The 21,932-nt window shown below is 40.0% G+C and carries 21 protein-coding genes; 14 read left to right on the top strand and 7 right to left on the bottom strand.

Annotated elements, in window-relative coordinates:
• The first annotated feature begins 284 nt into the window (after positions 1-284).
• Entirely contained in the window at positions 285-1,094 is an 810-nt protein-coding gene (locus tag BM095_RS03960) for an inositol monophosphatase family protein (RefSeq protein WP_091657671.1), read from the top strand.
• Between the two features lie 133 nt (positions 1,095-1,227).
• Here BM095_RS03960 and BM095_RS03955 read toward each other — a convergent pair whose 3' ends face one another.
• On the bottom strand, positions 1,228-1,407 hold the full coding sequence (locus BM095_RS03955; protein WP_091657667.1) for a DUF5325 family protein: 180 nt from the start codon (positions 1,405-1,407) through the stop codon (positions 1,228-1,230).
• A 247-nt stretch (positions 1,408-1,654) separates the two neighbouring features.
• On the opposite strand from BM095_RS03955, the gene typA reads away from it, so the two are divergent.
• Positions 1,655-3,493 (top strand): translational GTPase TypA, encoded by a 1,839-nt coding sequence (gene typA, locus BM095_RS03950; protein WP_091657664.1) that lies wholly within the window; start codon positions 1,655-1,657, stop codon positions 3,491-3,493.
• A gap of 226 nt (positions 3,494-3,719) precedes the next feature.
• Complete coding sequence (locus BM095_RS03945; protein WP_091657661.1) at positions 3,720-4,085, top strand: YlaH-like family protein; 366 nt, start codon at positions 3,720-3,722, stop codon at positions 4,083-4,085.
• Positions 4,086-4,202: 117 nt separating this feature from the next.
• Here BM095_RS03945 and BM095_RS03940 read toward each other — a convergent pair whose 3' ends face one another.
• Positions 4,203-4,406 (bottom strand): YlaI family protein, encoded by a 204-nt coding sequence (locus BM095_RS03940; RefSeq protein ID WP_091657659.1) that lies wholly within the window; start codon positions 4,404-4,406, stop codon positions 4,203-4,205.
• Between the two features lie 335 nt (positions 4,407-4,741).
• On the opposite strand from BM095_RS03940, the gene BM095_RS03935 reads away from it, so the two are divergent.
• On the top strand, positions 4,742-5,197 hold the full coding sequence (locus BM095_RS03935; RefSeq protein WP_091657656.1) for a pyridoxamine 5'-phosphate oxidase family protein: 456 nt from the start codon (positions 4,742-4,744) through the stop codon (positions 5,195-5,197).
• A 428-nt stretch (positions 5,198-5,625) separates the two neighbouring features.
• A complete protein-coding gene (locus tag BM095_RS03930; RefSeq protein ID WP_091657652.1) occupies positions 5,626-6,954 on the top strand; it encodes a PhoH family protein in 1,329 nt (442 codons plus the stop codon).
• Positions 6,955-7,029: 75 nt separating this feature from the next.
• Here BM095_RS03930 and BM095_RS03925 read toward each other — a convergent pair whose 3' ends face one another.
• Positions 7,030-7,533: a hypothetical protein gene (locus BM095_RS03925; RefSeq protein WP_091657650.1), complete on the bottom strand. Its 504-nt coding sequence runs from the start codon at positions 7,531-7,533 to the stop codon at positions 7,030-7,032.
• Between the two features lie 284 nt (positions 7,534-7,817).
• Between BM095_RS03925 and BM095_RS03920 the strand changes: the two genes are divergently transcribed.
• Both BM095_RS03920 and pyc read left to right on the top strand, forming a co-directional pair.
• Entirely contained in the window at positions 7,818-8,084 is a 267-nt protein-coding gene (locus BM095_RS03920) for a YlaN family protein (protein WP_091657937.1), read from the top strand.
• A 219-nt stretch (positions 8,085-8,303) separates the two neighbouring features.
• The gene (pyc, locus tag BM095_RS03915; protein ID WP_091657648.1) at positions 8,304-11,753 is read left to right on the top strand and encodes a pyruvate carboxylase; all 3,450 of its coding nucleotides are present in this window, start codon (positions 8,304-8,306) and stop codon (positions 11,751-11,753) included.
• Between the two features lie 94 nt (positions 11,754-11,847).
• Here the strand turns inward: pyc and BM095_RS03910 are convergent, their stop codons facing one another.
• Entirely contained in the window at positions 11,848-12,756 is a 909-nt protein-coding gene (locus BM095_RS03910; RefSeq protein ID WP_091657645.1) for a COX15/CtaA family protein, read from the bottom strand.
• Positions 12,757-13,126: 370 nt separating this feature from the next.
• Here BM095_RS03910 and cyoE point away from each other — a divergent pair, with 370 nt between their 5' ends.
• From cyoE to BM095_RS03880, 6 genes are all read left to right on the top strand, one after another.
• Entirely contained in the window at positions 13,127-14,065 is a 939-nt protein-coding gene (cyoE, locus tag BM095_RS03905; RefSeq protein ID WP_091657642.1) for a heme o synthase, read from the top strand.
• Between the two features lie 120 nt (positions 14,066-14,185).
• Positions 14,186-15,256, top strand: a complete 1,071-nt coding sequence (coxB, locus tag BM095_RS03900; RefSeq protein WP_091657934.1) for a cytochrome c oxidase subunit II — start codon at positions 14,186-14,188, stop codon at positions 15,254-15,256.
• Between the two features lie 30 nt (positions 15,257-15,286).
• Positions 15,287-17,161: a cytochrome c oxidase subunit I gene (gene ctaD / locus BM095_RS03895; protein ID WP_091657639.1), complete on the top strand. Its 1,875-nt coding sequence runs from the start codon at positions 15,287-15,289 to the stop codon at positions 17,159-17,161.
• A 1-nt stretch (position 17,162) separates the two neighbouring features.
• Entirely contained in the window at positions 17,163-17,783 is a 621-nt protein-coding gene (locus BM095_RS03890) for a cytochrome (ubi)quinol oxidase subunit III (protein WP_091657636.1), read from the top strand.
• A gap of 3 nt (positions 17,784-17,786) precedes the next feature.
• Entirely contained in the window at positions 17,787-18,131 is a 345-nt protein-coding gene (locus BM095_RS03885; RefSeq protein ID WP_091657633.1) for a cytochrome C oxidase subunit IV family protein, read from the top strand.
• Positions 18,132-18,395: 264 nt separating this feature from the next.
• On the top strand, positions 18,396-18,947 hold the full coding sequence (locus BM095_RS03880) for a DUF420 domain-containing protein (RefSeq protein WP_177194675.1): 552 nt from the start codon (positions 18,396-18,398) through the stop codon (positions 18,945-18,947).
• Between the two features lie 145 nt (positions 18,948-19,092).
• Here BM095_RS03880 and ytvI read toward each other — a convergent pair whose 3' ends face one another.
• The 3 genes from ytvI to BM095_RS03865 all read right to left on the bottom strand — a co-directional run bounded on the left by ytvI (position 19,093) and on the right by BM095_RS03865 (position 21,396).
• Positions 19,093-20,157 (bottom strand): sporulation integral membrane protein YtvI, encoded by a 1,065-nt coding sequence (ytvI, locus tag BM095_RS03875; RefSeq protein ID WP_245757794.1) that lies wholly within the window; start codon positions 20,155-20,157, stop codon positions 19,093-19,095.
• A 270-nt stretch (positions 20,158-20,427) separates the two neighbouring features.
• A complete protein-coding gene (locus tag BM095_RS03870) occupies positions 20,428-20,796 on the bottom strand; it encodes a YugN family protein (RefSeq protein ID WP_091657628.1) in 369 nt (122 codons plus the stop codon).
• Positions 20,797-20,904: 108 nt separating this feature from the next.
• On the bottom strand, positions 20,905-21,396 hold the full coding sequence (locus BM095_RS03865; protein WP_091657626.1) for a PaaI family thioesterase: 492 nt from the start codon (positions 21,394-21,396) through the stop codon (positions 20,905-20,907).
• A gap of 142 nt (positions 21,397-21,538) precedes the next feature.
• Between BM095_RS03865 and ylbD the strand changes: the two genes are divergently transcribed.
• Positions 21,539-21,922 (top strand): spore coat protein YlbD, encoded by a 384-nt coding sequence (ylbD, locus tag BM095_RS03860; RefSeq protein ID WP_177194674.1) that lies wholly within the window; start codon positions 21,539-21,541, stop codon positions 21,920-21,922.
• Positions 21,923-21,932 lie beyond the last annotated feature (10 nt).

The raw sequence follows: 21,932 nt of genomic DNA, 5'->3' as shown, positions 1-21,932 counted from the left end.
TTGTTTGTTAGAGTAGAAGCCTATTCTTAAAGTTAACTGGAGTGTTTCTTATTGTCTAGCTTCAGGCGCCATTGGCTCGAGATCGCTTCAATCCGCACTGCGGCAGCAAAGCCTCCTCGGCGGGCCTCCAGCGCTTGTCCCCGATAGGTGGGCGCCTTGCGCTTTTCTTTATGCAAGTGAAACTCTTACTCATAAAGTCATATGATATGTTAATTTTCAACAACGTATGCCATAATAGGTTCAGGAAGGAAAATCACACAGATGTTAGTAAATGGAGTGGTTAAATGACAGCAGATTGGAATGAACTGAAAAATCAAGCAGTAAAATGGATGGATGAAGCGGGAAAAATGCTGAAAGAATCTTTGTCTCATCATCTGCAAGTGGATAAGAAATCTGATCCTAATGATTTAGTGACAGAGATGGATTATAAAGTAGAACGATTTTTGAATGAAAAAATAAACGACACGTATCCTGGCCACCTTGTACTGGGAGAAGAAGAAACTGGGACGAATATAGAGTCTACCGATGGTGTGTTATGGATTATAGATCCGATTGATGGAACAACTAACTTTGTTCATCAGAAATTCAACTTTGCTATATCTGTGGCCGTGGTAGAAAATGGAGTTGGCAAGGTAGGAGTCATTTATAATGTCATGCATGATGAATGGTACACCGCGGTAGAAGGAGAAGGTGCCTATCTTAATGAAAGTCAATTACCAGAAGTAACACCAGTGGATTTACCAGAGGCTGTCATCGGCTTGAATGGCAGATGGCTTGCGAGAGAGAAAAGAAGAGATGAACGCTCTCTTCATCGAATGGTTCGAAAATCGAGAAGTGTACGCTCTTACGGCTCAGCAGCTATTGAACTAGCATATGTAGCTTCAGGAAGATTAGATAGTTATATGAGTTTTAGTCTTTCTCCTTGGGACTACGCAGCAGGATTAGTGCTTTTAAAAGAAGTTGGAGTGACGGCAACTGATTTCAAAGGTGAGCCGCCTTCTTATTTACAATCAAGTACCGTTCTTGTGGCACGCCCTGGATTGCATAACCAGCTTCTTCATTATGTACATGATCACGAAGGTTTTCAGGAGTAATTCATCTCCAACGAACATGTTTGTTAACTAACATGTATAAAAGACTCTTCATTAAAAAAATACACAAACAGCCACAGAGTAATTTATATTCTGTGGCTGTTTTTGTTTATATGGTGGAGATTCGAAACTCTGCTTAGCTGACAGGGCCAACATGATCACGAAGCTTCCGAGCTAGCGTGAAAGATAGATACACTCCGGCAATACAAACAATTGCAAGTATAATAGAACGTTCTGCAATGGCAACTCCAATAAATGCAATGCTTAAAACAGCAAATATAGCTAATAATAAAAAGTAAATCTTTATCCGGCTCATCTTTTCACCTTCCAAATTTATTGCGTTAGTCAAGTCACTCACTAATAAATAGTGTACAACGAACTTCTTTCATTGAAAAGAGAAGCTTCTCTTAAAGTAAGGAAACGGATAACTTTCCAAAAGAGAGCGAGAATATGTTGTCTCAATATCTCAACGTCACTTAAGAAGCAGTGGTTTTATTATAGCGTAAATTATGATACAATTGTTTGGTTAATGAACCGACCGAGAATAGGAGAGATATAACTTAATGAAAGTACGGAATGATTTACGAAACATCGCGATAATTGCCCATGTTGATCATGGTAAAACAACCTTGGTTGACGAGTTGTTAAAGCAAGCAGGAACCTTTCAGGATCATGAGAAAATTGACGAAAGGGCCATGGACAACAACGACATTGAAAAAGAAAGAGGAATTACGATTCTAGCGAAAAACACAGCTGTTAATTACGGAGATACTCGCATTAACATAATGGATACTCCGGGACACGCTGATTTTGGCGGAGAAGTAGAGCGTATCATGAAAATGGTAGACGGTGTTCTTCTAGTAGTTGATGCATATGAAGGTTGTATGCCGCAAACACGTTTTGTGTTGAAAAAAGCATTGGAACAAAAGCTGAAGCCGCTTGTTGTATTAAATAAAATTGATCGTGATATGGCAAGGCCGGAAGAAGTTGTTGATGAAGTGCTTGACTTGTTTATAGAACTTGGAGCTGATGATGAGCAACTTGAGTTTCCAGTCGTTTACGCTTCAGCCATAAACGGAACTGCGAGTGAAGATCCAAATAAGCAAGATGATAATATGGAAGTGTTGTTCAATATGATTATCGATAATGTTCCAGCTCCTATTGATAATCGTGAGGAACCGTTCCAATTCCAAGTAACCATGCTTGACTATAACGAGTATGTCGGGCGTATTGGTGTGGGAAGAGTATTCCGAGGCACAATAAAGACTGGTGATCAGGCTGCGCTTATAAAAAGCGACGGCACAGTCAAAAACTTTCGGGTAACAAAATTGTTTGGTTTTATGGGCCTTAAACGTATGGAAATTGACCAGGCGGAAGCAGGAGATTTAATTGCGATAGCAGGTGTCGAGGATATCATGGTAGGAGACACGATCTGCCCTGTTGAACATCAAGAGTCCCTTCCTCTTCTTCGAATTGATGAGCCGACACTTCAAATGACGTTTCTAGTTAATAATAGTCCATTTGCAGGTCGTGAAGGGAAATATGTAACGAGCAGAAAAATAGAAGAACGTTTACTCACTCAATTGGAAACAGACGTTAGTTTACGAGTGGACCATACTGATTCTCCTGACGTGTGGACAGTTTCTGGACGTGGAGAGCTTCATTTGTCTATACTCATTGAAAACATGAGACGGGAAGGTTATGAACTTCAAGTATCGAAGCCTGAAGTAATTATTAAAGAGATAGACGGAGTGAAATCAGAGCCTGTAGAACGTGTCCAAATTGACGTTCCTGAAGATTACACCGGAAATATTATGGAATCTCTTGGCGAACGAAAAGGCGAGCTCATTGACATGGTAAACAAAGGAGAAGGCCAAGTCCGCATGGAATTCCTCATTCCGGCACGAGGATTAATTGGATATTCCACAGAGTTCATGGCACAAACAAAAGGCTATGGCATCATCAATCATTCATTCGACAGTTATAAACCTGCTCATGCTGGACAAGTAGGCGGACGTCGTCAAGGTGTTCTTGTTTCTATGGAAACAGGAAAAACGACACCATATGGTATGATGCAGCTAGAAGATCGCGGAACATTATTTGTTGAACCAGGTACGGATATTTATGCAGGAATGATTGTAGGGGAACACAACCGCGATAACGATTTAACGGTTAATATCACAAAAGCAAAGCAACAAACAAACGTCCGTTCCGCTACAAAAGACCAGACGGTAACGATGAAACGTCCTCGTCTTTTAACGCTTGAAGAAGCTCTAGAGTATTTAAATGAAGATGAATATTGTGAAATTACGCCTGAATCGATCCGTCTCCGTAAAAAAATATTAGACAAGAGCACGAGAGAAAGAGAAGAGAAACGAAAAAAATTGGCGAAAAAAGCATAACTTCGCTAAAAAACTGGACACTGCTCGTAAATTATAATACATTCTAATAGTATGGATAATGTATGATGAATTTGATAGAGTACTGTCTAGCTATAGTGCCAAGCCATCAACAGGGATAACTGCCTGCGTTCATCCTTACCCGTGAATACGTAGGCAGTAGCATCTTCTGTACAAGGCTTTATGGTGCTAGCGCTTTTCTTACAGAAAGGCATCGAGGTGAAATGTAATGAATATAGCAGCGGTAAATCCTAACAGTGTAGAAGTAACAAGAGAACAGCTAAGTTGGATGGCGGGTGTATTAAACGTGCATGAAAGTCCAATTCTCGGCTTTTGGCTGTTGTATGCTGCCATCATCATCACAAGCGTGATTGTCTATAACTTAGGATTTGCAAAGAAGTTATCGGTTTTAAAAAATGTTGTTATTTATATTTTGTTGTTAATAGGTGCCCTTCCTCTCACCATTTTTGCGATTGGTATGCCTGTAGTCGAATCCCTTCTTATCGCTGCAGCTGTGTTGGGCGGATATCGAATCCGACATCGTCACACTAGGAAAGAACAAGGAGATAATAATACGGCGGTTCAAAAATCGTAATAGTGGAGAGCTTATAACGTGTAAAAACGCCTCCGATTATCAGTAATGATAGTCGGAGGCGTTTTATACAGAGGGAGCATCCACCTTTTTACGGTCTTAGCCTGGCTTAACTGGGAGTTAGTCCCAATCATCTTGATTTTTAGGATCACGGTATAGATGGAAATGCCCCGAGGCCCAACGTTCATTTGTTCGCTTTTCTATCCGAGAGTAGCACTCATCACATAAATACGTATGAATGGGCCGGTTTCTAAGTTTCTTGGCTAAAGGATCCTTATCATCGAGATCATTGATCGAATCACATATGGCACATTTAACTTTCATCTTATTCACTCTCCATGGGAGGTAGACTTCTATTTTTATTACATACATGAGTCATTATCTTACATGCTTACCTATGATGATTGCACTGTATATGCTATCCACTAATTTACACCACAACATTATTAAGAGCGATCATTGAAATATAAGATTGACTCTCATGAAAAACAAGCAATTTATATTATAACATGTTTAAAGAAGGGAATTATATGTAAGAATGATATAAATAACAAAATATACAGGAATCTTTGAATCAAGTGTCGTATTTCATTAATAAAGGTGTCTAAGATTTAAATTGGATGAATGAGGGTAGGAGCATACTAAGTGGAGGGATGACAATGTCAGCAAACAATCAACAGCAATTAACAGATGAATTACTTCAGCAACTGCGCGAGGAGACGTTCGTATCTTTGATTACGGTTGATCATGAAACAGGCAATCCGTATGTCAGTGCTATCTCATGGGTATACGCTCCAGATCGACAAACGATACGTTTCTCGATAGACAATGGCTCTAAAAACATTATGAATGTGAAAAAGCATGCTGGGATTGTATTGACGATTATCGATAACGGAACAACGTATGCTATTTCCGGCAATGCTTCCATTATAGAGGAAAACATGGATAATATTCCCATTGACTTAGCATTAATGGAGTGCCGGATCGAAGAAATAAGGGACATTATGTTTTATGGCGGAAAATTAGTGAACGAGCCGGACGTAGAAAAAACCTATGATGAGGAAGCGGCAGAAAAATTGGATAATCAGGTAATGAATGCATTAAAGGAGGCATAGTCCGGTCTTTTTCCGGTCTAGCCTTTTTTTTAGATTGGAAAGGAATCATGGCATTCTGTCCAGCTTCAGACTGTTCTGGGGGATTGAAACAGGTCTTTTGCTAAGACTTACACATACACTGTACCACGCAAAATTCAGAAAGTAATTCATATTGAAAGTGGCGTTGCTTGCACATTCCTCACGTCGTAATTTGCCACATCTGATCAAAGAGCTAACGCTGTTCTGCTAAAACATTAACATTAATTAATGAATATTTAACATGAATCCGTATGTTGGTAAATATCGTAAGGAGTACAGTAAGAATTAAGGATACAAACAAATCATGAAATAGCCGTCAATTTTGGCCAAGTTGTCGCATAAATTATAGTAATTACCGATGAATATTGAGTCTCCCAACAGTAAGGTATTGAATAGTGGGGAGGAAATCCATGAGGAAAATTTATGTTATTGATACAAATGTACTGTTACAAGACCCGCGAGCGATGTTTCAATTTGAAGAAAATGAAGTGGTTATCCCAGCTGTGGTTTTGGAAGAAATTGATTCGAAAAAAAGATATATGGATGAAATTGGACGAAATGCAAGACATGTTTCAAAAATCCTGGACGGTTTACGAAACGAAGGTATGCTTCATGAAGGGGTGCCTCTAGTGTCAGGCGGAGTGATTAGAGTCGAATTAAATCACCGTTCTTTTCAGTATTTAAAAGACACGTTTATGGAAGTTACAAATGATAATCGCATACTAGCAGTAGCGATGAACTTACAAGTCGAACAAGAAACACTCGAGCGCCCTAAAAAAGTTTGTATCGTAAGTAAAGATGCTTTGGTACGTGTGAAAGCTGACGCCCTGGGAATCAAAGCAGAAGATTTCTTAAGCGACCGTGTGACCGAGTACGATAATGTGTACAAAGGAAAAATATATGCTAACGTTCCAGCACAGTTACTAGACTTATTTTATGAAAAACAATCCTTGCCCGTTTCCGTCTTAGAGAAGGAACGTCTCGCGCCTCATCAATTTGTCGTATTAAAAGATGCACTGGGCACCCCCGCCTCTGCGGTAGGGAAAGTAGACGAAACAGGGAAAATGGTCAAGCCATTCGCCATTGAGATGGATCAAGTATGGGGTATCCGACCACGTAATGTAGAACAAAAAATGGCACTCGAGCTCTTACTTCGAGATGAAATTCAACTCGTTACGTTAACAGGGAAAGCTGGAACAGGAAAAACATTGCTTTCCTTAGCAGCGGGATTGTTACAGACTGAAGATATGGGGAACTACAATAAATTATTAGTAGCACGACCGGTGGTACCGATGGGGAAAGATATTGGCTTCCTGCCAGGTGAAAAAGAAGAAAAGTTACGACCGTGGATGCAACCTGTTTTCGATAACTTGGAATTTCTTTTTAATACTAAAAAACCAGGGGAAATTGATCAAATACTCGCAGGTATGGGGTCGATTCAAGTAGAAGCTCTCACGTATATCAGAGGGCGAAGCATCCCTGATCAATTCATTATTATAGATGAAGCACAGAATTTAACAAAACATGAAGTGAAAACGATTCTGACTAGGGTAGGAGAGGGAAGTAAAATAGTATTTATGGGGGATCCGGCGCAAATTGACCATCCGTACCTTGATGAGTTAAACAACGGTTTAGCTTATGTAGTGGAGATGTTTAAAAATGAATCCATCAGCGGGCATGTTACGTTAGAAAAAGGAGAAAGATCTGGGCTTGCACAATTGGCAGCTGATTTATTGTAACGGTTGCTTTAAACGGGTTCCATGCTAATAAAGAAAGCAAAGCAGGGTAGCGACGATACCTTGCTTTGCTGTCGGCTAGTGAACACGAAATCCTTTTACGTGTGTAATGGGATCATGCTTGTTACTCGCATCTCCGTAGTAAACATGGACAGGCCCCGTTTCTTTTAGTGGACTGCCATCTTTTGAAAATCCAATTACGAGATGGTAAGCATCTTCTAAAGAGATAATATGTTCTTTCCCATTTGTTGTCTCAATTACAACGCGGGAAGCACTGTCTTCAGGTTCAGCATTTTGAAGAAAGGAACCAAAAGGGATACCAAATGTACCGTTGATTAGCGCTTCTTTTTTGTTTCTAATTTGGTTCGTTTGCGTTCTCTTAGGTATTTGTGCACCTTCAATCATTTCCTTGTCCCATTGCTTTGATATGGATTTAGTATATTCTTCTAAGTCCTGAGCTTTCCGCTTTTCTTCCCCTTCCCACGTTCTTAAATCAATTTTTCGGTCATCAAAGATCCAAACTGTGGGGTCGATAGTGATCTGGTGTTTTATATTACCATGGATTGTTACGATAAATTCCAAAAGATTTCCTCCTTCTATACAAGTTCCTCATTTATCCTAACATATCTTTATAGATATGAAATAAAAAAAACCATTCCATATACGCATTAATATTGTTTTACACGCACGGTAAGATTATCCAGAAACAAGTATAAAGTATATAGTAGAAAAATAGTGATTAAGCAACAAACTGAAGAAATATTGACGCCTTCCCTTAAAAAGGTTTCTTGCAATTTATCATGTGAACAGATAAGATAGAAGCAAGGAGTTAACGAGTAGGAGGGATCACCTTGAGCGTGAAGGCGATGACTGAACATAGTGAAAAGGCGTATGCACTACTTAAAGCCGACGCAGAAAAGATCCGGAAATTAATTGAAGTTCAAATGGATAATTTAACAATGCCTCAATGTCCATTATATGAAGATGTACTGGATACTCAAATGTTTGGCTTGTCTCGCGAGATAGACTTCGCTGTACGCTTAAATCTGATCGACGAGGACACAGGCAAGCAAATACTAAATGAATTAGAACGGAAACTTGCAGCTTTTCATGAAGCAACTGTAGGTAAATAAAAAGAAGCCAGGCGCTGAACAATGTCAGCCTGGTTTTTATTTTTTTTATTGGACGGAAATAACGTTTTTTAAAATGCTGCTTAGAGAAAACTTGGCACAGACAGTCTTGTAAAAATTTTGACAGAAAACAAATACATGATATGATAAATTATATTTAAAATAATCAGTCAACATAGAGTTTTTTAAATAATTAGTAGATAGTTGCCAAGGAGGAGTTGGATGAGCGGATTAGGAAACATCAACAAAGTATTAGTCGCGAACAGAGGTGAAATTGCAATCCGGATATTCCGGGCATGTACCGAATTACATATTCGTACAGTAGCAGTGTATTCAAAAGAAGATACTGGTGCTTTTCATCGTTATAAGGCTGATGAGGCTTACTTAGTAGGAGAGGGTAAAAAGCCGATTGATGCTTATCTTGATATTGAAAGCATCATAGAAGTGGCAAAAGCAAATGACGTAGATGCCATTCATCCAGGTTATGGCTTCTTGTCAGAAAACCTAGAATTTGCAAAAAGATGTGAAGAAGAAGGGATCATTTTCATCGGGCCAGAAACAGAGCATTTACATATGTTCGGGGATAAAGTTCGAGCTCGGGAAACCGCCATCAAAGCTGGAATTCCTGTTATCCCTGGTAGCGACGGACCAGTTGAAAGCATGGATGAGGTTAGAGAATTTGCTGATAAACATGGTTTTCCATTTATCATTAAAGCCTCCCTTGGCGGTGGAGGACGCGGGATGAGGATTGTGCGAAGCCGTGAAGCGTTAGAAGAGGCGTATGATCGAGCCAAATCAGAAGCTAAATCTTCATTTGGTAATGACGAAGTGTATGTGGAGAAATTCATTGAAAATCCAAAACATATCGAAGTTCAGATTCTTGGTGACCAGGAAGGCAACATCGTTCATTTGTATGACCGAGATTGTTCCGTACAACGCAGACACCAAAAAGTTGTAGAAATTGCCCCTACTGTTGCTTTGAGTGATGAATTACGAGAGAAAATCTGTGCCTCAGCGTTAAAACTCGCGAAAAACATTCAATATGTGAATGCCGGAACAGTGGAATTTCTCGTTAATCCTAACGGGGATTTTTATTTTATTGAAGTAAATCCTCGGATACAAGTAGAGCATACTATCACGGAAATGGTTACAGGGGTTGATATTGTTCAAAGCCAGCTTTATGTGGCGGCAGGCTACCCTTTACATGGTGCGGAAATTGGTATTCCACAACAGGAGAATATTACAACACTTGGGTACGCGATACAATCTCGAATAACCACAGAAGACCCTGCCAATAAATTCCTCCCGGATACTGGCAAAATAATGGCTTATCGCTCAAGTGGCGGATTTGGAGTCCGACTCGATGCTGGAAATGGTTTTCAAGGTGCTGTCATCACACCGCACTATGACTCATTATTAGTGAAAGTATCGACATGGTCTCTTTCTTTTGAAGGAGCGGCGGCAAAAATGCTCCGTAACTTGAAAGAATTTCGGATCCGCGGTATTAAAACGAACATTGCATTTTTGGAAAACGTTGTCCAACATGAAGAGTTTTTGAATGGAGAATATAATACATCCTTTATTGACTCTACACCTGAGTTGTTCGTTTTTCCAAAAAGAAAAGACCGTGGAACGAAAATGCTTACGTTTATTGGAGAAACCATTGTAAACGGATACCCAGGGCTTGAAAATGTAAAAAAACCAGTATTTGAGCAAGTGGAATTACCTAAAGTAAAATATAGTGAACCAATACCAAATGGCACGAAGCAAATATTGGATGAACAGGGGCCAGAAGGGCTTGCAGAATGGGTGAAAAACCAAAAAGAAGTGCTATTGACAGACACTACTTTCCGTGATGCTCACCAGTCTCTTTTAGCCACAAGAGTGAGAACTCATGACTTAAAGCGAATTGCTGAGCCAACTGCCAGATTACTCCCTCATTTGTTCTCCTCCGAAATGTGGGGAGGGGCAACCTTTGATGTATCTATGCGCTTTCTGCACGAGGATCCGTGGGAAAGACTTATCCAGCTTCGGAAAAAAATGCCAAATGTTCTGTTGCAAATGCTTTTGCGCGCTTCCAATGCAGTAGGGTATAAAAACTATCCAGACAACGTCATAAAAGAATTTGTAGCGACATCTGCTGAAGCCGGTATCGACGTTTTCCGGATTTTTGATTCCTTAAATTGGTTAGAGGGAATGAAGCTTGCCATCAATGAAGTACGCCAGCACAATAAGATTGCGGAAGCATCGATGTGTTATACCGGCGACATATTGGATCCTTCTCGGGACAAGTATGACTTATCCTACTATAAAAATCTTGCAAAAGATTTAGAGCGTTCTGGTGCTCATATATTAGGAATTAAAGATATGGCGGGACTATTAAAACCAGAAGCGGCATACCAGTTAATTTCTGAACTAAAAGAAACAGTCGATATTCCTATTCATTTGCATACACATGACACAAGTGGAAACGGCTTAGTAACGTATACACGGGCTGTGGAGGCTGGAGTCGATATTGTGGACGTTGCGGCAAGCTCCATGGCTGGTCTAACCTCCCAACCAAGCGCCAACAGTCTTTACTATGCATTAAAAGGTACAGAGCGAATGCCTAACATCGATATAAAAGCGTTGGAAGAACTAAGTGAATATTGGGAGTACACCAGAAAATATTATCAAGGATTCGAAAGTGGGATGAATGCCCCGCATACGGAAGTCTATGAGCACGAGATGCCCGGAGGTCAGTATAGTAATCTGCAGCAGCAAGCGAAAGCAGTCGGGTTAAAAGGACGCTGGAATGAAGTGAAGAAAACGTACCGGCGAGTCAATGACATGTTTGGAGACATTGTGAAAGTAACCCCATCTTCCAAAGTGGTTGGAGACATGGCTCTATACATGGTACAAAACGACTTAACAGAAGATGATATTTATGAAAAAGGAGAAAACCTCGATTTCCCAGATTCAGTGGTAGAATTCTTCCAAGGGCAATTAGGACAACCTTATCAAGGTTTTCCAAAGGAACTTCAAAACATTATCCTGAAAGGAAGAGAAGCAATTACCAATCGGCCGGGGGAACAGATGGAACCGGTACGCTTCCAAGGTTTGAAGGAAGACTTATATCATTCCCTTGACCGGCAAGTATCGGAGCATGATCTTATCTCTTATGCTTTGTACCCGAAAGTATTTCTTGAATTTGAGAAGTTCCGGCAGCAATTTGGGGATGTTGCCGTACTGGACACACCTACCTTCTTTTATGGTCTTCGCCTGGGGGAAGAGATTGAAATAGAGATTGAACAAGGAAAAACTTTGATAGTGAAGCTAGTATCTGTCTCTAAACCACAGGATAATGGGAATCGCATTGTTTACTTTGAGTTGAACGGTCAATCTCGAGAAGTAATGATTAAAGACCAAAATGTAAAAACGATAGCATCTGATCGTCCGAAAGCTGATAAAACAAACCCAGAACATATTGGCGCCTCCATGCCGGGGACGGTAATAAAGAAGCTGGTTGAAAAAGGAGAACGAGTCAAAAAAGGTGATCATTTAATGATCACAGAAGCCATGAAAATGGAAACAACGGTCCAAGCACCATTTGACGGAGAAGTGAAGAATTTACATGTAAAAGACGGTGACTCTATTGAAACAGGGGACTTACTAATAGAGATAACAAAATAAAAAGGAATTTGTATAATTCCCTTCGATATTTAAAGGAATAAAAGAGAAAAAAGACTGCTGTCTGATAAGTGACAGCAGTCTTTCTTTATCTGGTTTAAGAAGCTGGTTTTCTGGTTATAATCATTGTAATATATGCCAATATAGTGAACAATAATGTGATCGTTAATGCGTGGAAGAGTGCAGGTGTTAAATAAGTGTCTGCGTAAAGGATGGACACTCCTGCCACAATTTGTACGATGATCAACAAGACCGCAGCAATGCTTGTCCAAACCAAACTAAGGTAATGAGTGTACTTACGAAGGGTCCAGATGGTCAAAATGAGTATCATCAGTGTGAGCAAGTAGGCAGATACTCGGTGCGAGAAGTGAACTGCAGTTTGAAAACCTAAGCTTCCTGTCATAGTTGGAATTATTTCCCCGTTACATAGAGGAAAACCTGTACAAGCATAAGTAGCTTCGGTGTGTTTTACGTAAGCTCCCGTATATATAACGAGATAACTATATATAAAGACAATAAACGTGTACAATCTGTATCCTTTGGAAATGACGGGAGCGGGGATGCCGCGTTTGCCGTCTTCAAAGGCTAATACATTTAACAGAACAACGGATGCAAATGATATGGTCGAAATTCCAAAGTGTAAAGCTAAGACAATATCTGAATTACCCCAAATTACAGCCCCTGCCCCCATCAGACCTTGAAACATAATAAATAAAACAGCCATCAATGCTAAAAATTTTGTCTCTCGTAAGTGAGAAAGTTTTTTCCAAGACCAGATCGCTAGAATGATGATAACAATTCCCATAAGTCCGGACCAGAGTCGGTGGCTATATTCTATGATCGTTTCTACCGCAGGATTTTCAGGCATAAATTCACCGAAGCAAAGAGGCCATGTTGCGCCGCAGCCATCTGCAGAGCCTGTTTTAGTTACTAACGCTCCTTGTAATAAGACAATCAACATGCCGAATGAGGCAAATAGCCCAAAAATCTTTAACCCTTTATTCATTTTCTTGTCACCTCCTCTTTGCCATAGCTTCGACAAAGATTGGAATGTATATAACATATTCATAGTAATGAAGAACAGCCTAAAAAGTCAATTTCGAAAGAGTGAACAATCGGCTTCACTCTCATACAAATGTGAAGATCCTGTGAAACTTGCGAAAATGATGAAACTCGTACACTTTTAAGCTATAATGTCAGGTAGATGTCAAGAGAGAGAGAATAATTACGTGCTCTTTCTCTTTTTATGCGGTTATATGATACAATCTGTATGGTAATACAAATAGGAAGACAACATAGTATAAGTATGTTATTCTATTTTCTCTATTTGAAGGTGTCATAAATATAACCGCAAGTGTGAGAAGGGGGGGAAAGGTTTGGAAAAAAGCAACACAGCAGTAGATACTGCTAAAGTCGTGGATGCTCATCCTGAGAGAACCCAAGCCCATTCCGGTAACAAAACCTGGAAAGAATATGTAACTCTGGCTAAAATGGGAATCGTTTCATCGAACTTAATTACAGTGTTTGCCGGCATCTTTCTAGCATCTGTATATACTGATTTCCAGCTGTTACAGAACTTGCATATTTTAATATTGACAATGGTTGGCTCCGGCCTTGTAATGGCAGGTGGATGTACACTCAATAATTATATTGACCGTGATATTGATCCTGTTATGGAACGTACAAAAGAAAGACCGACCGTTATAGGCAGTGTGAAAGCAACGAATGTACTGCTTGCAGGTTTAATTGAATCGGCGCTCGGTATTATGTTGCTGGCAGCTGTCGAACCAATTGCTGCTGTCATCGGAATTGTTGGGCTTGTTACGTATGTAGTAATTTATACGATGTGGTTGAAACGAGTTTCTACATTAAACACAGTAGCAGGTTCTATTTCTGGCGCTGTCCCCCCCCTTATCGGTTGGGCAGCGGTAGATCCGGGATTGCATCTTTATGCATGGTTGTTATTTGCAATTATGTTTATTTGGCAGCCGCCTCATTTCTTAGCATTAGCTATGAGACGTGCTGATGAATACAAAGCTGCAAACGTGCCGATGCTTCCAGTAGTAGCAGGTTTCGCAATGACGAAAAGACAGATTGTTTTATATGTAGCTGTCTTGCTTCCTATTTCATTGTTTCTTTATGAATTCGGGACAATATATACCGTAGTTGCGGCATTGCTTGGGATTGGATGGTTGGCTTTAGGTATTGCTGGCTTTAAGATGAAGGATGATATCAAATGGGCTACGATGATGTTCATCTATTCGCTTAATTATCTCACCATTTTGTTTGTGCTTATGGTCATTGTCCACTTTTAACAACAAGAGTGGAAGGTTATCTTCCACTCTCTGTTGTTCACTTTCCTAAAAGGGAGAATGACTGTAAAAGCATATAAATTTTGCAATTATTTTTATGTGAAAGAGAGGTTTGATGATTTTATGAAAGGACGCAAAGGGTTACTGCGTTTCCTTCCTCTATCCGCAATGCTTCTTTTCCTTGCGGGGTGCGGGGAGGAAAGGTTATCAGCGTTAGATCCAAAAGGCCCGCAGGCACAATGGATCTACGACAACATGATACTCAGCTTATATGTAATGGCCTTAGTAGTCATCGTCGTATTTACGCTATTCTTTATTGCTGTTTTTAAATTCCGTAAAAAACCAGGCGATGATGAACTTCCGAAACAGGTGGAAGGCAGTAAAGCGTTGGAGATTACTTGGACTGTTGTACCTATTATTCTCCTTATTATCCTTGCTGTACCTACCATTCAAGGTACATATTATTTCGCGGAAAGTCCGCCTGATGTAGAAGGCTCCAGCCAGGCTGGCGAGAGCGGTGAAGAAGCACCAGCTCCAGATGAGTCTGAAGCATTGATTATTGATGTAGTTGGACACCAATACTGGTGGCAGTTTGATTATCCACAAGGTTTCACTGCGGGGAATGAAGTCCATATCCCGGTCGGAGAAAAAGTTTGGTTTAATCTAACTGCAAGCGACGTCATGCACTCATTCTGGGTGCCGGCACTAGGTGGTAAAATTGATACTGTTCCTGGTGTGGACAACATGATGTGGCTTGAAGCGGACGAGCCTGGTGTGTATAAAGGCAAGTGTGCTGAATTGTGCGGACCGTCTCACGCGTTGATGGACTTTAAAGTGATTGTACAAGAGCCTGAGGAATATGAAGCTTGGGTGGAAGAAATGTCTCAGGAAGAAGAATTACCTGAAGAGAATTCTGTTGAAGCAGATGGCCGTCAAGTGTTTGAAGATCAAGGCTGTATCGGCTGTCACGCAGTTGCTGGACAAGGAACAGGCCAAGGACCGGCACTGAGTAACTTTGCTGACCGTGAATTCATTGCAAATGTTGTCGAATTCTCAGATGAAAACTTAGAAGGTTGGATCCGTAATCCAGAAGATTACAAACAAGGTAATAACATGCCTGGGTTCCAAAATATTAGCGATGAAGATATGGAAGCACTTATTGCATACTTGAAATCTTTAAGTGTAGAAGAGTAATTATTGAATAATTAGAAGGAGGTAAACCACTTGGCTACTGCTACTGCTACAGCGAATAAAAAGAAAAGCGTTGTATGGGATTGGCTAACTACAGTCGACCATAAAAAGCTTGCGATATTGTATCTAGTGGCGGGTACGCTGTTTTTCGTAAAAGCTGGTTTAATGGCGCTGTTTATTAGAATTCAGCTCATGGTGCCAGAAAACGATTTTATGACAGGCCAGGTTTTTAATGAATTGATTACCATGCATGGTACAATTATGTTATTCTTGGCAGTTACCCCGCTGATTTTCGGGTTTATGAACTTTGTTATTCCTTTACAAATCGGGGCGCGTGACGTTGCGTTTCCATTTATTAATGCTCTCGGTTTTTGGATTTTCTTCTTTGGAGGATTGCTCTTAAGCATGAGCTGGTTCTTCGGAGGAGCCCCAGATGCAGGGTGGACAGCATATGTACCACTTTCTACGAGAGAGTATGCCGGTTCAGGGATGGACTTTTATGCTCTAGGATTACAAGTTAGTGGTTTTGGTACGTTGATCTCTGCCATTAACTTTATAGTTACGATCATAAACATGCGTGCTCCAGGTATGACCATGATGAGAATGCCATTGTTCTGCTGGACAGGACTGGTTGCTTCCATTTTGATCGTATTCGCCTTTACACCACTCGCAGCAGGTCTTGCGTTATTAATGTTAGATCGTCTGTTTATGGGTCAATTTTTCACTCCTGACATGGGTGGTAACTCTATTTTGTGGGCACATATTTTCTGGATCTTTGGACATCCGGAAGTGTATATATTAGTATTACCTGCTTTTGGTATTATTTCAGAAGTGGTTCCTGCGTTTTCACATAAGCGGTTGTTTGGTTATACTGCTATGGTATTTGCGACAATTGTTATCGCGTTCCTATCTTTCATGGTGTGGGTGCACCACATGTTCACGATTGGTATTGGACCGATTACGAACTCAGTGTTTGCACTAGCAACGATGACGATTGCCGTGCCGACAGGTATTAAAATATTTAACTGGCTGTTTACAATGTGGGGCGGTAAGCTCGTATTCAACACAGCTATGCTTTGTGCAGCTTCCTTCGTCCCTACGTTTGTTTTAGGTGGTATTACAGGTGTAATGCTTTCGATGGCACCTGTTGATTATTTATACCATGATACGTACTTTGTAGTAGCTCACTTCCACTATATTATTATTGGTGGTATTGTATTTGGTCTTTTAGCAGGCCTCTACTACTGGTATCCAAAAATGTTTGGCCACAAGCTGAATGAAACACTAGGTAAAATCATGTTCTGGTTACTTTATATTGGATTCCATTTAACATTCTTTATCCAGCATATCCTTGGTTTAATTGGAATGCCTCGCCGTGTATACACATATCTTGGCGGTCAAGGTTGGGATACGATGAACTTAGTTTCTAGTGTCGGTGCTTTCGTAATGGGAGCTGCCATTGTAGTGCTCGTGCTAAACATTGTTTATTCAGCATTTAAGTCAGAACGTATTACAGTGAGTGATCCTTGGAATGCTCGTACATTAGAGTGGGCAACACATACTCCAATTCCAGAGTATAACTTCGCTCAAACACCACAAGTACGTTCTCTCGATCCGTGGTTTTATGAAAAAGTACACGGGGAAGGTAAAATGCAACCAGCTGAACCATTACAGGACATCCACATGCCAAATGGATCGATCCTTCCGTTCCTCATGTCGCTTGGTTTATTTATTTGGGGATTTGGTATGATAATGATTAACATGGATAACCCTATCGTGCCACCAGGAGTTGTGATTGCTATCGGATTTATTATGACTTTCGGTACAATGGTACTGCATTCAAAAGAAGATCATGGCTACCACATTCCTCTCGAGGAAGTAAAGAAAATCGAGAAGGAGGTTGGATAAAATGTCAGATCACGTAGATGTATCGAATGGTCTTCCGGCTAATCCGGAAAAATCAACGATAGAAGGTAAAAATAAGTTTCTCGGTATGTGGGTATTTCTCGGCGGGGAAACCATCATGTTTGCTACCTTTTTTGGTACATTCCTTGGGTTAAGAGAAGGAACAGCAGGCGGTCCAACGCCAGATGAGCTGTTCTCTCTCCCGCTCGTCTTTTTAATGACCATGTTCTTGTTAACTAGTTCCTTAACAAGTGTATTGGGTATTATATCGATGAAGAAAAATAATTTTAAAGCGATGAGAATGTATTTTCTCGTTACCGTCCTGCTGGGACTTGGATTCTTTGGATGTGAGGTATATGAGTTCTGGCACTACAACCATGTTGGGCTAGGGTACTCGGTAAGTGCATTTGCATCTTCCTTCTACACTCTCGTAGGGCTTCACGGAGCTCACGTACTGTTTGGTCTCGGGTGGATTACTACATTGCTTGTACGTTATTGGGGGAAAGGGATTACGTTGGCAAATGCTCCTAAATTCTACTCCGCCAGTCTGTATTGGCACTTTATTGACGTGGTGTGGGTATTCATATTTACAGTAGTGTATTTATTGACACTAGGGGGTGCGTAAAACATGTCTGATGAACTTTCAAAGCCTTTTCCGAAAAGCGCAATGACTGAGAATGAAAGATATGAACTTGGAAGAGAAACTCGCATCCAAGTGGTGTCTTTTGCTTTTATGATTATGCTTACGATCATTTCGTTTATTTCCGTAGCTACGGAAACGATTCCGTCTGGATTTGTAGTACCTTTCATTTTGTTGTTGGGAACCGTACAATTTGCCTTACAGCTATTTTATTTTATGCACTTAAAGGACAAAGACCACGGTTGGCCTAATGCTTTTTTCGCAACAGGGATTGTGGTTACCATCCCAGCACTGATTGCATTGATTTTATTGCTGGGAGAAACAAAGTGGTAATAGAATAATAAAAAACTGCTTCGAGGCCTAGCCTGAAGCAGTTTTTTTATCCAATAGGTCATCATTTACGTAATGCTGTTTCGGTGTCTGGCAACTTATGGGGTTGGATATCACACTTATGCTCTTTTGCAAATCAGAGCAGTTATGGCTATCGTAGAGAAATTGTCCTCCAACGTTCACGTGATTGTTAGGATTACACTCGCTTTGACTCGCATAACTTCGGTACAATAAAAGAGAATAGCTGAAAATGAGGAGGTTACCACGTTGGCAGAACGTCATTCGACAGCTTCGTCTTCTAGCGATAGACAGAATATATGGGTGGCTGTACTCGTAACGATTATCGTCAATGGGCTTGTCACATTTCTAATTTTTGCGGATGGCATCAATAAAGATATTGGTTTTGATTTAACGATTCTTCCAATGATGAATGCCATTTTTAATAGCTTTACTACTGTTTTCTTACTCATGGCTTTGTTTTTCATTTTGCGTAAAAATATAAAAATGCATCGCCGTTTTATTTATGCCGCCTTTTCATCCACTTCGTTATTTTTAGTGACGTATTTAACATACCATTCCTTGGCTGAATCGACGTCATACGGAGGAAGTGGATTCTTAGCTGGCGTTTATTACTTTATATTAATTACTCATATTATTCTAGCTGCTGTTATCGTACCGCTAGCGATATTATCATTTTTACGCGGTATTAAATACCAAGTGGAAAAACATCGAAAAATTGCACGCTGGACAATGCCATTATGGCTTTACGTCAGCATCACAGGCGTGCTTGTTTATCTAATGATTTCTCCGTATTATTAAATGCCGAGTAATTTGAGTGAGAGTAAGACAGGTGTTTAGGAAAGGCTGTTTGGTAGTTGTTCCAAACGTGAAACCTAAGAAAAAGATAATAAAAAGAAGAAGGAGACATGTGATGGTCACATGTCTCCTTCTTGTTTCGGCTGACTTAGACTTTAAAATTCAATTTGATGATCCCAGCTTCTTTGGCAGAAGTAAACGCAATGACAGCTAACGGTCCGATAATAAATCCGATTACTCCGAGCAGAGTCAAACCAAGGTATAAAGAAATTAAAGTCGCAAGGGGGGACAAACCAATGTGATGTCCCATTACTTTTGGTTCCACTGTTCTCCGGATAATCAGTAGGATAGCTGCTAAAATGATAAGCTGCGTTCCGAGTAATGTTTCACCAGCTACAAAATAGTAGAGGGACCACGGAGCTAAGATAGCGATAGAACCAATGATTGGAATAAAATCGATCAACCATATAATAACAGCCATCATGAGTGCCACTTCTGGTGTAAATATGTACAGGCCTATCAGTGTCACTATAAAAATAATAATGCTCACGAGGAACTGTGCTTTAAAGAAACCAAGAATGACGTAAGAAAGACGGGACGTCATAAATTTAAACTTTTCTGCAGTATCTTCTTTCATGAACGTATACATTTGTTTACGAAGCCTCGGTAGTTCTAACATGAATAAGAACAAAGCAATTAAGTACACGAGAAACGACACTAAGTACCTAGGAATCGAGGCGACTAAACTTGCGATGTTGTTAATTAAATCACCACTCGCATATTGATCACGCATGTTATTGAACATGTCTGTGATTTGATTATTAATTTCCTGAATGACGACAGGGGGTAGATCCAGTTCTTCATAAGCTTTTTCAATTTTTGTCTGTAAGTTCAACCAAGAATGATTAATATCATTGATATAACCAGGTAAATTTTCGATGAAATCCAACACTTGTGTAACGACTTGTGTAATTAAAAAATAACCACTTAACCCTAACACACACAGAAAACCGGTAAAAACAAGGGTAACGGCAATACTTCGCTTAATTTTTGTTTTTTCCATAATAAACTTAATAGAAGGGCTTAAAAAAAGAGCCGTTAACAATGCAAGAAGGATAGGGCCTGATACGGGTAAGATGTAGTAGGCACCAATTAATAATAAAACAATTACTACAATACGAAAAATTATTTTTTTGTTAAGTACGAACGGCACAGTGAGTCTCCTTTCAACCCTCTCGACACTATGTAAGGGGATTACATCCATCAGCATTAAGTTACTATATTATAGAATAAAATTTTTGGAATGGACACGTGGGATGATATGTTTCGAGAAATGAATGTCACACTCTTTTATTATAATATGAGAATGAAGCTTTGAACAGGTAAACGAATGGTTATTATACGTGGAGTAGTGAAAAAATAAAAAAACAGGTGAATCATAAGGATTCACCGTTTTTTAAAAGAAATATAAGCTTGTGTCTGCTTATGAAGCAGCTTCTTCTGCATCAAATAATTCCTTATGGACGCCTTCTATGATGCTTGTAGATTTTCTAGCAATTTTGTCCGGAAATTCTTCGTCATATTCGATACCATGAGGGTAATAATGACGTCCTAACATTGGAGTCAACAACTGAACTTTCGCGTTTTTCTGTGGAATTTCCCCTTCTATTGCAAATGCTTGTACACGTAAATAATAAGTGGCGTCATCGCTTTCGTCCAACATTTTATAATCATACGTTACTCTTTCATAGTCCCATTGTTCGGCATGAATGAAACCATGTTTTTCCATGATTCGAGTTAAATTCCCAAAACTATATTCTCTTCCCTCAAAATCAAAACCCTTAATATCCATTGATGTCCCTCCCATATTTACATACAATTGCTTTATTTTAATCATAGTATGAATAGACACGTTATGCAATGATGTCTGTTTAATACTTTGTGAATTATAGAATGGTATTTAATGGCGTACGAAGTAAAAGGTAGCCGTTGCATGGGCGATTTGCGTGCCATCCTCCCGATACACGCTTCCTGACGTAACCGCTGTTTTACGACTGTGAGAAAGGATGCTCGCTTCACAGCGAAGTTCATTGCCTTTTCCGGGTTTCATGAAATTTATTTTCATTTCCAGTGTGACAGCAGCATACCCTTCTGGAGCTATGGTATCAGCAGCAATTCCCATAGAATTGTCAAGGAGAGTAGCTGTGACACCTCCGTGAGTAATTTCTAAAATATTTTCAAGTCCTTTATGATTAGGAATGGTTACGACCAGGGTATTTTCTTCCCAATGACTTCGAGGCTGAAGCCAACTCCCAATAAACGAGTCGTATTCTCCATCTCTCTTTTTTTCCCATCCTGATAACATACGCTCCATGACATCAATCTCACTGTCAGATGCAGTATTAATAAATGACTCATACCTCTCTTGTAGTGATTTTTTCGTAAGCGGCATAATAAATGTTCCTTTCTTATCAATGTAGCAGCGACCGTATATTATTGTAACGCACTCCTAACAAGTTTGAAAGCGTCTTTCATAAAGGAACATGTCTGGGTATCTATGCATAGGATGAGAAAAAAGAATGGAGGTGGAGATAATGAGTGAAGAATCGTTACCTTCATCGTTACAGGAATTTAGAAGGTTCATTTATGATCATCCGCTCCTCATAAGAGAAGTGAGGGAAGGACGAAGGACATGGAATGATCTATACCAAGACTGGATCGTTTTAGGTGAAGAGCATGACGATTGGAAAAACTATAAAGATACGAAGGAAGATAAAAGCAGCCCTGTAACAGAACAAGGAGATTCCCTCGGTACTGTCATGAAGATGCTCAGTCAAGTGAACATCCAAGAATTGCAACAGCAGATGTCTCAATTCAGTGGGATGATCGGAAATGTTCAACGTCTGCTTCAACAGTTTCAAAAGCCTCCCGGACCTCCAAAACCACCACAGGATCCTTTTTCGTTCCGCGGGTTTTAAGGGGGGATTA

The organism is Alteribacillus iranensis, from assembly GCF_900113025.1.
GTDB classification, from domain to species: Bacteria; Bacillota; Bacilli; order Bacillales; family Marinococcaceae; genus Alteribacillus_A; species Alteribacillus_A iranensis.
This window is presented reverse-complemented; position numbering and strand designations above follow the sequence as displayed.